Below are 14,316 nucleotides of genomic sequence, written 5' to 3' on the forward strand. Positions count from 1 at the left end.
TTCGACCGTCGTGTTCGAGGTTCAGCAGACGACTGCAGGGGGATGGGCGGTCGCCGTCGCCGGAGAGCGTGCCCTCCTCGTCGAAGCCGCATCCGGTGACCGGCTGCACGGCTACCGCGCCGCACTCGCCACCGGATTCGCCGAGACCCTCGAAGCGCTCGCCGCAGACGGATTCGCCCGCACGCCTGCCTTCGCCTTGGCGGATGTGGTCGCCGGACAGGCGTTGATCGCCGTGCGCGGCAGCGCCAGCGCGACGGTCGTGGTGGGAGGGACCGAAAGAGCAATCGACGCGGCGGGGGTCTCGACCTGGTCGGAGCAGCAGGTCGCCGGGGTGAGCGCCGTCACCCTCGCTGCGAGCGGTCAGGATGCGCTGCTGCCGCCGCTCCCGCTGGGCGCCGGCATCGTCTGGGGTGCGGCCGTGTCCTGGCCTGCTGTCGCCGGACGCGACACCGATGCGGCAGATCACTCGCCGAAACTCTCGAATCCGGCACAGGCGCCCATCACCGAACCTGTCGCCCTCGAAGCGGAGGCCGCCGGAAGCGCGCCCGTCGCGGAGGTGACGATCTCTGCTCCAGCCGAGGCGACCGGGTACGACCACCTCTTCGGCGCGACCATGATGCGCAGCGTCGAGGATGCCGCCGTGAGGCCCGACGAAGTGCCAGAAGAGTCGCAGCGCATCGACATCCCGGGATTCGTGACCGACTCGATCCCCGCGGCGTCGGAACGCGAGGGCGACCACGACGGAATGACCGTTTTCAGCGGGAGCCTCGATGGGTTGCGCGACCGCGACCGTCCGGCCGTGGAAGCGGCGGCCGAGTCCGAGGCGCGCTTTTACGTCGACCTCTTCGACGGTCGCCGCGAGTATCTCCAGCCTCCGATCGTGGTCGGCCGTGCGCCGGTCGCCTCCACGACGTCTCGTGGCCCGGTTCCGCGGCCCATCACGGTCACGAGCGAAGAGCAGGACATCTCCCGCAGCCATGCGTCGATCGCCGTCGAGGGAGACAGCGTCGTCGTCACCGATCTGCACTCGCGGAACGGCACGATCGTCGTGCTCCCCGGAAAGGCGCCGCAGAAGCTGCGCCAGGGCGAGCCGACGACCGTCATCACCGGAACCGTCGTCGACCTGGGCAGCGGCGTGACGCTGACCGTCGGGCAGGACGCATGAGGCGGCTCGCCTCCACCCCGCCCGAGCTCCCGGGATACAAGTTCGTACGGCTGCTCGGTTCCGGTGGCTTCGCCGACGTGTTCCTCTACGAGCAGCAGCTGCCGAAGCGCAGCGTCGCGGTGAAGGTGCTCCTTACCGACAGCGTGGACGCCGCAGCGCGTGCCCGTTTCGTCGCCGAGGCGAACGTCATGGCGCAGCTCTCCGCGCATCCCTATATCGTCACGATCTACCAGGCGGACGTTTCGGCCGACGATCGCCCGTACCTGGTGATGGAGTACTGCTCGGGGCCGTCGCTCGGCGATCGGTTCAAGCGGGAGAGGTTCACGGTCGAAGACGCACTGCGCACCGGGGTGCGTCTGTCGAGTGCAGTCGCCACGGCGCATGGCGTCGGCATCCTGCACCGGGACATCAAGCCGGCGAACGTCCTGACCACAGATTTCGGCTGGCCGGCGCTCACCGACTTCGGCATCGCCTCGACACTCGAAGAGCTTCCCGTGCACACCACTTCGCTCAGCGAGCTGCGCCGCGACGCTGGCGACACGGGGACGAGCGGCAGCCGTTCGATCGGCCTGAGCGTGCCGTGGTCGCCGTCCGAGATGTTCGAAGACGATCCCGAGCCGGATGTGCGCAGCGATGTCTTCTCGCTCGCCGCGACCATCCACACCCTTCTCGCCGGCCGTACACCGTTCGAGGTTCCTGGCCGCTCCAACGGGACGCTCGACCTGATCGGGCGGATCGAGCGCGGCATCATCACGCCGATCGGCCGGGACGACATCCCGCGCTCGCTCACGGCCGTGCTTCAGAAGGGCATGGCGGTTCGGCGCGACGACCGATTCGCGACAGCCGTCGACTTCGCCCGGGCACTCCAGCGCGTGGAGTTGGAACTGGGATTCGCGCCGACGGGCATCGACGTTCCGAACCTTCGCGTGCTCGACGAGCGGCCCGTGACCCCGTCGGAGGACGAGACCCGGGTGCGGTCGGTCGCGACCATCGACGCGCAGGGGATCGGTACGCCGCCACCGGCGCGCGAGCGGGGAGCGGAGCGCTCAGCAGCCTGTGGAGGTCGAACCCACGCGCATCCGGGGATCCGTTCCGTCGATCGACCCCGAAGCTGCGCCGTCGTCCGAGCCCGCGGAGAGCACGATCGTGCGACCCCGTGCCGTGACCGCGGTCGAGACCGGCTCCGATACACCCGAGGTCGTTCAGAATGACGCACGCCGCCCGCGCCCGCGCTGGCTGATCCCGGTGGTCGCTGTGGCCGCCGGTGTGGTGGTCGTCGGCGGAATCCTCGCGGCTGTGCTCGCGCCGATGCTCGCTCCCAGTGCCGCTCCGAGCGATCGGCCAGGTTCGGAGCAGGACTCGACCGTCGCCGTCTCCGTCATCCCGGAGCCCACGCTGGTCTCGGCGACGCGCAGTGCCGACGGAACGGTCGCGACGTTCGTCTGGAAGACGGCCGATCCGAAGAAGGGCGACTCCTACCTGTGGAAGCGTGAGGGAACGACCGAAGGACCTCAGCCGACCGACGCATCCCGAGTCGATGTCCCCGGCCTCACTCCGGGCGTCGGCGCCTGCATCGATGTGGTCACGGTCCGCTCCGGTCGCACGTCGACGGCGCTGGAGGCGTGCTCGCAATGAAGCCACTGACGATCGACTACTGCGGCGAGCTCTACACCGTGGCGGGTCCGGAGGAGTTCGGGATCGGACGCGAGTCCGACCTGAGCATCGACGATAATCCCTACCTGCATCGACGCTTCCTCTCGATCTCGAGCGATTTCGGGATGTGGTGGCTCTCGAACGTGGGAACCCTGCTGACAGCGACGGTCAGCGACTCGACCGGAACCGTGCAGGCCTGGCTCGCGCCCGGGGCGAAACTGCCGATCGTGTTCCAGACGATGCACGTGATGTTCAGTGCGGGCGCCACCACGTACGACTTCACGATCTCGAGCGAGGACGACTACTTCAACACCTCGGTGACGGTCAACGACTCCGGCGGCTCGACGACGATCCTCCCGGTCACCCTCACGACCAGCCAGCGTCAGCTGATCGTCGCGTTGTCGGAAGGCGTGTTGACCCAGGCCGTACCCGGCCGAGGCACGATCCCGACGTCGGCCGAGGCCGCCGAGCGCTTGGGCTGGAGCATGACCACCTTCAACCGCAAGCTGGACAACGTCTGCGACAAGCTCGACAAGCTGGGGGTCGCCGGACTCCGTGGGGGTCGTGGGAAGCTCGCCACCAACCGGCGCGCGCGACTCGTCGAATACGCCGTCACGACCCATCTCGTCGGCCTCGACGACCTGCCGCTGCTCGATGCTGCTGGGGCCGCCTCAGCCGACGCTGCACCCGGGTCCGATGCCGAGAATTCGTCCCGAACAGACTGAGCTGGTGAGGGGCATGGGGAGACCTCCCCATTCCGCCCCGGTAGAGGTGCCGTGTTAGCGTATGGACGTTTCGAGTGGGGGATAACGCGTAGTGGGATCGTTCTCGGCATGGGTACGCAAGCGTAAGACGCTTGCCTCCCTGACGGCTCTTGCAGTGGTCGCCGGCGTGCCCCTCACGATCGCCGTCCTGCACAAGGGCTTCCCCGTGAACGCGGTCGATCTCGACTCTCGGGATGTGTGGGTCACGAACGGCGAGAAGCTGCTCGGTGGCCGCCTCAACCATCAGATCAACGAGCTCGACGCATCCGTCACCGGAGCCAGTGCCGACCTCGACGTGCTGCAGGACGGCAACGCCTACTACCTCACCGACACGAAGCATGGGACGGTCGACAGGATCGATCCCGCATTCGTCTCCCTGACCGACCGCATCCAGATCCCCGAGAAGTCACAGGTCGCTTACGGCGCCAACACGCTGTCGGTGCTGTCTCCGGCCGGGCAGCTGTGGGTGCTCGATGCTTCTAACCGCGTGGATTTCGACAAGTCGAAGACCAAGCCGACGGCGAAAGTCGGTTCGAATGCGGCACTGGCCGTCTCGAAGTCGGGCAAGACATTCGTGGTGGCACCGGCTTCGAAGGCTCTCTTCAGCGTCGATCACCCGGGCGCGACAGCCACGAAGACCTCGTTCCCGGCTCCCGCGAACGCGCAGCTGACGACGGTGGGGGACGAGCCGGTCGTGTTCGACGCGAAGGCCAACCGGGTGATCAAGCGCGATGGCGGCACGGTCGCCCTTCCGGCGAAGGGGCTCCGGATCCAGCAGTCCGGTGCCGCGGATCCGTCGGTACTCGTGGCGACCGCTTCCTCGCTGCTCAGTGTGCCGCTGGGCGGTGGCGCGGTGGTCGCTCATCCTGCCGGCGCGACCTCGACCGGCGGCTCGTCAGCGGTGTCGGCGCCGGTCCGTCTCAACGGATGCTCGTACGGAGCGTGGTCGGGCTCGGCTCGGTACCTCTATGTCTGCGACGGCAAGAAGGCCAGCGGCGTGGACATCGACCAGCCGGTGAAGGGCGATGACCTCGAGTTCCGCGTCAACCACGGCGTCGTCGCTCTGAACAATCTGCGCGACGGCAATGCCTGGGTCGTCTCGTCGACGATGCGGCTGGTGCAGAACTGGGCGCAGCTGAAGCCGAACGAGACGACCGTGCAGGGCGACACCGGCGAAGAGAAGCCGGTGCTCCAGTCGTTCGCCGACACGCTCGCTCAACGCTCCAAGGTCAATCGGCCGCCCACGGCCATCAACGATTCATACGGGGTGCGCCCCGGCCGGTCGACGGTGCTGCCCGTGCTGACGAACGACACCGATCCGGATGGGGACGTCCTCACCATCACGGAGGTGTCGAGCCTCCCGGCGAGCCAGGGCACGCTCGATCTCGTCGAGGGCGGGCGCGCGGTCCAGTTCACGCCGAAGGCCGACCTGAGCGGCACAATCTCGTTCCGGTACTCGATCAGCGACGGCCGGGGCGGCACATCCTCGGCCCAGGTCGACGCGACGCTGCGTCAACCCGACCAGAACACGGCTCCCGCCTCGACACGAACCAGCAACGCTCAGACCGAGGTCGGCCAATCGGCGCGATACGACGTTCTGAACGATTGGATCGACCCGGACGGCGACGATCTCTCCCTCGTCGGTGCGGCGGCGACGACCGAAGACGATGTGCAGTTCAAGCCCGACGGCGAGGTCACCTTCACGAGCAAAACGGGGCAGACCGGGTCGAAAGAGGTGAAGGTCACCGTATCCGACGGCAAGAAGAGCACGACCGGAAGCCTGCTCGTCACGGTGAAGGCTGCGGGCACGCTCGATCCTGTCGCCGTACCCGATTTCGCCTCGGGGTTCGCCGGGACCCCGGTGGTCGTGCGGCCGCTCGACAACGATCAGTCGCCGTCGGGGGAGCCGCTGACGCTGGTCGGGGCCAGCCTCGACGGTCCGGGCGGCGCCCAGGTGGCGACGGATGCGGGCAAGGGCACGGTCACGGTCCGCACGAACGCGCCGGGGGAGTACTACGCCACATACACGCTCGGCGCCGGTCCGAAGTCGACCACCGGCCTCATCCGGGTGAACATCGCAGCGAACGGAGCGACGGAGGCTCCACCGGTGGCGGTCACCGATACCGCATACGTGCGCCCCGGCGAGCCGACATCGGTGAGCGTCCTCGACAACGATGTGTCGCCGTCAGGCAAGGTGCTCGTCGTGCGCTCGGTGTCAGCGGGCAAGGGCGCGGAAGATCTCAACGTCGAGGTGCTCGACAATGCGGTCGTCAAGATCACCGCCCCCACCGTGCTCACCGAGCAGGTGCAGCTCGAGTACACGGTGTCCGACGGCGTCGACGAAGCCGAAGCAGGAATCACGGTGGTGCCGGTGCCTCCCCTCGTGAACCATCAGCCGCCGATCGCCGTCGATGACGCCGTGACGGTACGCGCGGGCGACATCACGAGTGTCCCGGTGATGGACAACGACACGTCTCCCGACAACGAGCCGTTCACGCTCGACGCGCGGTTGCGCGATGACACGACCGCGGGCCCCGGAGCGACCGCCTTCGTGAGCGGCAAACTCGTGCGCTACCAGGCGCCGAAGACGCCGGGCCAGTACAGCGTGGTCTACGGGATCACGGACAAGTTCGGTCAGAGGGCGCAGGCGACCGTCAGCTTCCTCGTGATCGGTCCGGACAAGGGTGCGAACCACCCGCCGGAGCCGCAGCCGTTGACCATCCGCGCGTTCGCCGGCTCGTCGGTTCCCGTCGACGTCCCGCTCGACGGCATCGACCCCGACGGCGACTCCGTGACCCTCGCGGGCCTCGGATCGCAGCCGACGCTCGGCAGGATCTCCGACTCGACCAGCACATCCTTCACCTACGAGGCGTACCCCGGCTCCGCAGGAACGGATACCTTCACGTACCAAGTGAAGGACACCTATGGCAAAACGGCGACGGGCACGGTCACTCTTGGCGTGATCCCTCGTCCCGAGACCGTGCGGCCGCCGATCGCCGCAAACGACCCGGTGCAAGTGAAGCCGGGCCGCACCGTGTCGGTGCCTGTGCTCGACAACGACTCCGATCCCAACGGGTACACGATCGCGGTGCAGAAGAAGCTCCTGGCCGTGGATGCGGGGCTCAAGGCGGCCGTGCACGGCAAGGTCGTCCTGGTCACGGCGCCCAAGACCGAGGGTGCATACGTCGTGCGCTACCAGATCACGAACGGTCAGGGCGGGGTCGCGAGCGCGTTCATTCAGGTTCTCGTGACGCCTAACGCGAAGGAGCAGCCTCCCACCGCGGCCGACCACCTGCTCGAACCCGACGAGGTCGCTGCCAAGTCGAGCGTTCCGGTCGACGCCATAGACGGCGCGACGAACCCCTCCGGGCTCGTCGACGACCTGAAGCTCGCCGTCGACGGAGCGAACGCCGCCGTGGCAGAGGTGGGCCAGCACGGCAAGATCACCGTGCATCCGGGAAACCAGCGGTTGGCGATCGCCTATACCGTGACGGATACCGTGACCGGGTTGAGCGGGCAGGCGTTCATCGTGGTTCCCCGAAGGGCGACGCCACGGCGCCGCCGCAGATCAAGCCGACGCTGCCGCAGCAGATCGTGGAGATGGGCGGGTCGAAGAGCTGGAAGCTGTCCGATATCCTCGACGTCCCGTCGGGCAGAGCGGTCAAGCTGACCGGCGCAGACGGAGTGAGCGCGACCAACAGCGACGGAAAGAGCGCGTTCGCCGACGGGCAGACCCTCACATTCACTGCGGCCAAGGACTACCGTGGCCCCGCCGCGATCACCTTCAAGGTGAACGACGGGCGCGAGGCCGGCCAGACGAAGGACCGCGTGACGACACTCGTGCTGCCGCTGACCGTCGGCAGTCCCGATCAGTCCGACGTTCCTCCGACCTTCACTCCGCCGACCGAGAAGATCGAACCGGGCGAAGCGGCCGTGGCCGTCGATCTGCGCGCGTCGAGTTTTCACCCGAACCCGGCCATCCTGAGCCGTCTGACGTACAGCGGCGGCACGTCGCCGAACCCGAGCATCCAGTCGTCGCTGAGCGGGTCGACCCTCTCGTTGAGCGCGCCGCTCGGCGCCCAGGCGGGCGAGACGGCCGTGATCCCGGTGACGATCAGTTCGGGGACCCACACGATCCAAGGGACCGTGAACGTCCAGGTGGTCAGCTCGAACCGACCGGTCGCGACGCAGAAGAACCCGCCGCAAACCGCGGAGGTGCAGCGAACGCAGACGGCGACCATCAACGGTGCAGCGAGCGACTCTCAATGGGTGAACCCGTTCCCGGGCAATCCTCTGACGATCACGGATGCGAAGGCGGACAGTGCTCCGGCGGGCGTCACGGTGACCTTCACCGGGTCGTCGATCAGCGTAAGTGCGGCATCGGGAGCCTCGATCGGCGCGGTGAACGTGGTCTATCACGTCGAGGATGCGACCAAGGATCCGAAGCGCACGGCAGCCGCGATCGGACAGTTCCGAGTCACGATCCACGACGTGCCGGCGAAGCCGGTCGCACCGCAGAACCCGAAGGCATCCGACGGGCAGGCTACGGTCACCATCGTCGCACCGGCGAACAACGGTAAGCCGATCGATCAGTACGAGGTGAAGACCGGATCGAAGTCGGTCACGACGGCATCCGATGGCCCCCTGACCATCAACGGTCTGACCAACGGTCAGTCGTACACCTTCACGGTCCGCGCACACAACGCCGACGGATGGGGTCCCGCTTCAGCGGCATCGTCTCCAGCCGTGACCCCATACGGCACCCCGCAGGCCGTCTCGGGAGCAAAGATCTCCGGCGGCCAGTACGCACCCTCCGACCTGACGCTGAGTTGGAACGCGCTCGCGAATCCGTCGGGAACCGGTGGCGGGCCCGTCACCTACGAGTACCGCCTCAACTCGGGCAGCTGGGCGGCGACGAGCGGTACGAGCGCGAAGGCCAACAACCAGGGCGCTGGATCGTACAAACTTGAGGTCCGCGCGAAGAACAATGGCAGTGGAGCATACGGAGGCGTTGGCACCTCCAGCACATTCAAGGTCGATACGAAGCCGCCGCCTTCCCCGTCGATCGACCTCTCGAAGGGCGATCTGGAGCCGGGATACGCGCACAGCTACACCTTCGACGTGACGATGAGCCACTTCGATCCGAACACCACGTACACGCTGACGATGTACTGCAACGGTGGACCACTGTCGACGCGATCGCTGACGACGAACGGCAGCGGCAGCGTCCACTACCGCGGAGCGCCGGACGGTGTGCACCCGTGGTGCGGATACCCCGGCGCGTACGTCACCGCCGGTGGCGTGCAGAGCAGTGTGCAGGACTGGTCCAAATAGAGATGGGAACCCCGTGGCAGTAACTCAGGAACAGGCGGACTGGTTCGCCGGAGCCTTCACCCAGCTGGTCGGGAACGTCGACAAGGCGATCCTCGGCAAGGAGCACAGCATCCGTCTCGTGATCACGGCGATGCTGTCGAACGGCCACGTGCTGCTCGAGGATGTGCCCGGCACCGGTAAGACGGTGCTCGCCAAGGCGCTCGCGAACACCATCGAGGGCACGCAGTCGCGCATCCAGTTCACCCCCGACCTTCTTCCGTCGGATGTGACAGGCGTGACGATCTACGACCAGAGCAACGGGCGGTTCGAGTTCCACCCCGGGCCGATCTTCGCCTCGGTCGTGCTCGCGGACGAGATCAACCGTGCCAGCCCGAAGACCCAGTCCGCGCTCCTCGAGGTGATGGAGGAGGGCGTCGTGACGGTCGACGGAGTCGGTCACCCGGTCGGTGCGCCGTTCATCGTGATCGCCACCCAGAACCCGGTCGAGCAAGCGGGAACGTACTCGCTTCCCGAGGCGCAGCTCGACCGCTTCCTGATCAAGACCTCGCTCGGCTATCCCGACCACGCCACGACCGTCGACCTCCTGCTCGACGCGTCGAACCGGTCGCGTGCTGCGGCGGTGCATCCGATCATCGCGGCCGAGTCGGTCGTCACGCTGTCGCAGCTCGCCTCTGACGTGCACACCGACGCATCCGTGATGGGATACCTCAGCGAGATCGTCAGCGCCACCCGCGCCGACAAGGACTCGGCGCTTGGCGTCAGCATCCGCGGTGCACTTGCGCTCGCCCGGGCGGCGAAGACCTGGGCGATCTCGTCGGGACGCACATTCGTGACGCCGGACGACATCCGGGAGCTCGCGATTCCCGTCCTCGCGCACCGCGTGATGGTCGATCCCGAGGCGGAGTTCGCCGGGGTCAAGGCCGAGGACATCGTCGGCCGCGCCATCGCCGAGGCGACGCCGCCCGCATACCGGGCCGCCTGAGGCGCGCCCACCCGACCGAAGCCACCCGACCGACACCCAGCGAGACTCGGACCCAGTGACCACGCAGACCCCCACGACGCCAGGCACGCCGCCGACGCCCGCGCCCCCTCCGGTGCGGAACCGGCAGCGGGTCGGCGACGTCGCGCGCCCGCATCTTCGCAGAGCCGGGTCGCTTTCGCTCAGGTCGGCGGAATGCTCGTGCGCGCCTCCGGTGCCGTCGGTCACCGCATCCGTCCCCTGTGGCACGCGCTCGCAGCCCGCGTAGGCCCGGTGTTCGCGGTCGTCAGCCCGCTCGGCTGGATCGTGCTCGGGGGAGCGCTGGTCGCGTTCGCGGTCACCCTGACGCTCGGCTGGGCGGAGTTCGCGTTTCTCGGCGCGACTCTGGTCGCAGCGTTCCTGATCGCCCTGGCCTTCGTCTTCGGTCGATCCACGTACGCGGTCACGATCGAGCTCAATCCTCGCCGAGTCGTCGCCGGCGATCGAGCACTTGGCCGCATGAATGTGCGCAACACAGGTTCGCGCGCCGTGCTCCCGACCCGGATGGAGCTTCCGGTGGGCTCAGGCCTCGCCGAGTTCATGGTTCCGCGACTCGCTCCCGGCGCCGAGAGCGAGGAGCTGTTCGCCGTCCCCACGGCCCGCCGCGCTCTGATCCTCGCCGGCCCGGCGCTGTCGGTGCGCGGCGACCAGCTGGGCCTGCTCAGGCGCACGACCGAGTGGACCGAGCAGGTCGAGCTCTTCGTGCATCCGAAGACCACCCGGCTCGTTGCGACCGCACGAGGACTGGTGCGGGATCTCGAGGGCCAGACCACGAAGGTGATCACCGACAGTGATCTCGCGTTCCACGCCCTGCGCACGTACGAGCCCGGCGACGACATCCGGAACGTCCACTGGCGAACGTCCGCCCGCACCGGGCAACTGATGGTGCGGCAGTACCAGGAGACGCGCCGGTCGCAGCTGCTGCTCGTGTTCGACGCGGAGCGCTCCCATTACGCCTCCGACGAGGAGTTCGAGCTCGGCGTCTCGGTGATGGCATCGATCGGCTGCCAGGTGATCCGCGAAGAGACCGAGATCGACGCCGTCTGGCAAGGCCAGGCGCTCCGGGTCGTCACGCCGACGGCGCTGCTCGACGATTCCTGTCGCATCCAGCCGGTCGAAGGGATGCACGCCAGCCTGCGCGACTTCGTCCGGCAGGCGACGGTGCGGCTCCCAGCCCCCAGCCTGGTGGTCTTCGTGGCCGGCTCGCAGTTGCCTGCCACCGAGCTCCGCGCCGCGACGACCGTCTTCGGAACCGATACACAGATCGTGGCGGTCCGTGCCGACGTCGGTGGAGAACCTCGTCTGAGCAGGCTGGGGGGCACCATGCTCGCATCGGTCTCGGCACTGACCGAACTCCCGGCCCTTCTGAAACGGGCGGGTCGATGACGGCGACGACCTCCCGCACGACGACTGCTCGTCCGGCCCGGACGACCTCATTCGACCGGCTCGGGACGACCACATGGATCGACGTCGCGGTCATCCTGACGCTCAGCGTTCTGGCCGTGCTGGGCTTCGAGCCGGCATTCGGTCACTTCTCGTTCGTACTGGCGGCATTCGGCGGCCTGGTGGTCGGGGGAGGCGCCGCGATCGCGTGCCGGCTCTTGCGGCTGTCGGTGCCGATCTCGATCGCCATAGCTCTGGCAGCGTATTTCGTGTTCGGAACGCCGCTCGCGATGCCCGCTCAAGCGACCCTGGTCGTCCTTCCTTCCCTCGACAGCCTGTCGGGCCTCGTCATCGGTGCGGTCTTCGGGTGGTCGGACGCCGTCACCCTGCAGGCACCGCTTGAAGCGCCGCCCTATGTTGCGGTCGTACCGTACTTCGCGAGCTGGCTGGTAGCGCTCGTCTCCGTGACTCTCGCGGTGCGCTGGCTCCCGTCGGCGCGTGACCGGAGCGTCGGCCGTCCGGCCGTGCTGCTGACCGGGCCCATCCTGTTGTTCCTGGCGGGCATCCTGCTCGGCACCAGCGATCCCTACTTCGCGGGCGTGCGCGGCGTGCTGTTCGGGGCGATCGCGCTGCTGTGGCTCGGCTGGCGCCGCCGTCGGGTCGGCGGAGTCGAATCCGTCGTCGATCCCGGTCTCCGGCGCCGCCGTCTCGTCGGTACGGGGGCGGTCGTTCTCGGTGCCGTCGCGGTCGGCGCCGTGGCCGGCTCGCTGCTCGCCCCGCCGGCGGACTCTCGATTCGTCCTGCGTCAAGAGGTGACTCCGCCGTTCGACCCGCTCGACTACCCGAGCCCCTCGCCGGTTTCCGCGAGTACACGAAAGACCTGGAGAAGACGAAGCTCTTCACCGCCGAAGGTCTGACGAGCGGGCAGCTCATCCGGTTGGCCACGATGGACAGCTACAACGGCGTCGTCTGGAACGTGACCGACCCGAGTTCGGGCAGCGACGCATCCGGGAGCTTCGAACTGCTCGGCAGCACCATCCCGATGCCGTCCTTGTTCACAGCCGGGGCCCGATCGACCGCGACCATCAGCATCGACGCGTACTCGGACGTCTGGATGCCCACCGTCGGCTACGTCGACCGGCTCACTTTCGACGCCCACCAGGGCGCGGATCCTGCGCCCGGCGTCCGGGTCAACACGACCACGGGCACCACGGCCATCACGAGTGGCGTGGCCGCAGGACTCCGCTACACGGTCGATGCCACCGCTCAGAAGGTCCCGAACGACAAGGCGCTCGCCCGCGTGGCGCCGGCCAAGCTCACGCTCCCTCCCGTGACCAATGTGCCGGACGTCGTGTCGGCGAAGGCCGAGGAGTACGCGGGAACGGCGACGACGGCCATCCAGAAGCTGCGGAACATCGAGCGGTCGCTCAAGACCTTCGGGTACCTCAGCCATGGCCGCGCGTCCGACCCCGTTCCCTCCCGTGCGGGCGAGGGCGCCGACCGGATGACCGACCTCTTCGCGCAGGAGCCGATGGTCGGCGATCAGGAGCAGTACGCGAGCGCCTTCGCACTGATGGCGCGCCGCCTCGGCTACCCGACGCGGGTCGTGATGGGATTCGCACCGAAGGTGGCCGCCGGGCAGACCACCACCGTGACCGGCAACGATGTGACGGCCTGGGACGAGGTCGCTTTCGACGGTGTCGGGTGGGTGCCCTTCTTCCCGACGCCGACGAAAACGGACGCGCCGAAGAACCAGACCACGAAACCCAAGCTCGAACCGCAACCGCAGGTGCGCCAGCCGCCGCCCGACAATCCGAAGCCGCAGGAACTCCTCACACCTGTCAAGACCAAGGACAACGACCGCAAGGAGGCCCAGAGCGCGTTCGCTCTGCCCGCCTGGGCGTGGGTCGTTGCTGGAGTCATCGGCATCCCGTTAATCCTCTACTTCGTGCCGCTGCTCATCATCGGGGCGCTCAAGCGTCGGCGTCGTCGCATTCGTGAGACGCAGGGCCCTCCCGACCGGCGAGCGGCGGGAGCCTGGGATGAACTGACCGACGGATACGCCGAACTCGGCCTGACGATGCCGCGCAACGCGACGAGGCTGCAGGCCGCATCGGCGCTCGAAGCGCAGTCGACCGCGCAGAATCTGCAGGTTCCGGATGGCGGACTGCGCCCGTTGGCCGGCCAGGTCGACGCCGCGGTCTTCGACGGCAGCGTCGTCTCCGACGAGCGGGTGCACGAGACCTGGCACGCGGCGGATGCGGCGTTGGCCGCGGCGACGGCATCCGCCGGGCGACTCCGGGCTCGGCTGGCCGCCTTCCGGTATCGTCGGCCACGCAAGGCGTAGCCGTCGGCCACGCAAGGCGTAGCCCTATAGTGGCCTGGTGGACTCGTCCGGTTTCATCGTTCCCCCGCCGAACCTGATCCCGCCTCGCGAGGACACGGGAACGGAGACCCGTCGCGCCCCGGCACGGAGTGGCGAACTGCCGCCGTTCCTCCCTCCTGTAGCAGCCCCGGCCCTCACGCCGTCCGAGCCCGCCGCTCGACGCTGGCAACTTGTTCTGCCGTCCGGTCGGGTCGTCGAACTCACCGACACTGTTCTCCTCGGGCGCAACCCTGTTCGCTTCGGGCAGTGGGGTGAAGCCGAACTGATAGCCGTCGACGACCCCGCCGCGTCGGTCTCGAAGACCCATGCCGCATTCGAGGTCATCGCCGACACGGCGCGCGTCACCGACGTCCATTCGACCAACGGCGTATCGATCACGGCTCCGGATGGGGTCGCCACCACGATCACGCCCGGAGCCCCGGCCGAGGTGGTCGACGGCTCGACGGTGCACCTGGGACGCTTCGCCGTGCGCGTCCAGCGAGGCTGAAAGGTGCAGCCGTGAACCGGTGCTACCCTGAAAACGTGCTTGACGGTTTGCTCCTCCTTAGCTGCCGCGACGGGTCCTAGTTTCCAGGCCTCCCTCGTCGCGGAGTTCGTCGTTGGCTGACCACCG

The 14,316-nt window shown here is 68.1% G+C and carries 11 protein-coding genes; all 11 read left to right on the plus strand.

The window, feature by feature from the left end:
- Nucleotides 1–10: 10 nt before the first annotated feature.
- Nucleotides 11–1,165, plus strand: a complete 1,155-nt coding sequence (locus tag ACQ86A_RS09965) for an FHA domain-containing protein (protein WP_431280346.1) — start codon at nucleotides 11–13, stop codon at nucleotides 1,163–1,165.
- On the plus strand, nucleotides 1,162–2,376 hold the full coding sequence (locus ACQ86A_RS09970; protein WP_431280347.1) for a serine/threonine-protein kinase: 1,215 nt from the start codon (nucleotides 1,162–1,164) through the stop codon (nucleotides 2,374–2,376). The genes ACQ86A_RS09965 and ACQ86A_RS09970 overlap by 4 nt, the downstream gene beginning before the upstream one ends.
- Nucleotides 2,327–2,800, plus strand: coding sequence for a hypothetical protein (locus ACQ86A_RS09975; RefSeq protein ID WP_431280348.1), 474 nt, complete (start codon nucleotides 2,327–2,329; stop codon nucleotides 2,798–2,800). Before ACQ86A_RS09970 ends, ACQ86A_RS09975 begins: the two co-directional genes overlap by 50 nt.
- Complete coding sequence (locus ACQ86A_RS09980) at nucleotides 2,797–3,543, plus strand: hypothetical protein (protein WP_431280349.1); 747 nt, start codon at nucleotides 2,797–2,799, stop codon at nucleotides 3,541–3,543. The genes ACQ86A_RS09975 and ACQ86A_RS09980 overlap by 4 nt, the downstream gene beginning before the upstream one ends.
- Nucleotides 3,544–3,634: 91 nt before the next feature.
- Nucleotides 3,635–7,252: an Ig-like domain-containing protein gene (locus ACQ86A_RS09985; protein WP_431280350.1), complete on the plus strand. Its 3,618-nt coding sequence runs from the start codon at nucleotides 3,635–3,637 to the stop codon at nucleotides 7,250–7,252.
- Entirely contained in the window at nucleotides 7,183–8,916 is a 1,734-nt protein-coding gene (locus ACQ86A_RS09990) for a fibronectin type III domain-containing protein (protein WP_431280351.1), read from the plus strand. Before ACQ86A_RS09985 ends, ACQ86A_RS09990 begins: the two co-directional genes overlap by 70 nt.
- Nucleotides 8,917–8,929: 13 nt before the next feature.
- The gene (locus ACQ86A_RS09995) at nucleotides 8,930–9,898 is read left to right on the plus strand and encodes an AAA family ATPase (RefSeq protein ID WP_431280352.1); all 969 of its coding nucleotides are present in this window, start codon (nucleotides 8,930–8,932) and stop codon (nucleotides 9,896–9,898) included.
- Between the two features lie 192 nt (nucleotides 9,899–10,090).
- Complete coding sequence (locus ACQ86A_RS10000; RefSeq protein ID WP_431280353.1) at nucleotides 10,091–11,320, plus strand: DUF58 domain-containing protein; 1,230 nt, start codon at nucleotides 10,091–10,093, stop codon at nucleotides 11,318–11,320.
- The gene (locus ACQ86A_RS10005) at nucleotides 11,317–12,234 is read left to right on the plus strand and encodes a hypothetical protein (RefSeq protein WP_431276954.1); all 918 of its coding nucleotides are present in this window, start codon (nucleotides 11,317–11,319) and stop codon (nucleotides 12,232–12,234) included. The genes ACQ86A_RS10000 and ACQ86A_RS10005 overlap by 4 nt, the downstream gene beginning before the upstream one ends.
- Nucleotides 12,235–12,263: 29 nt before the next feature.
- A complete protein-coding gene (locus tag ACQ86A_RS10010) occupies nucleotides 12,264–13,664 on the plus strand; it encodes a transglutaminase-like domain-containing protein (RefSeq protein WP_431276955.1) in 1,401 nt (466 codons plus the stop codon).
- A gap of 37 nt (nucleotides 13,665–13,701) precedes the next feature.
- Nucleotides 13,702–14,190, plus strand: coding sequence for an FHA domain-containing protein (locus ACQ86A_RS10015; protein ID WP_431276956.1), 489 nt, complete (start codon nucleotides 13,702–13,704; stop codon nucleotides 14,188–14,190).
- Nucleotides 14,191–14,316 lie beyond the last annotated feature (126 nt).

This window comes from Leifsonia poae, from assembly GCF_050632195.1.
Taxonomy (GTDB): domain Bacteria; phylum Actinomycetota; class Actinomycetes; order Actinomycetales; family Microbacteriaceae; genus Leifsonia; species Leifsonia poae_C.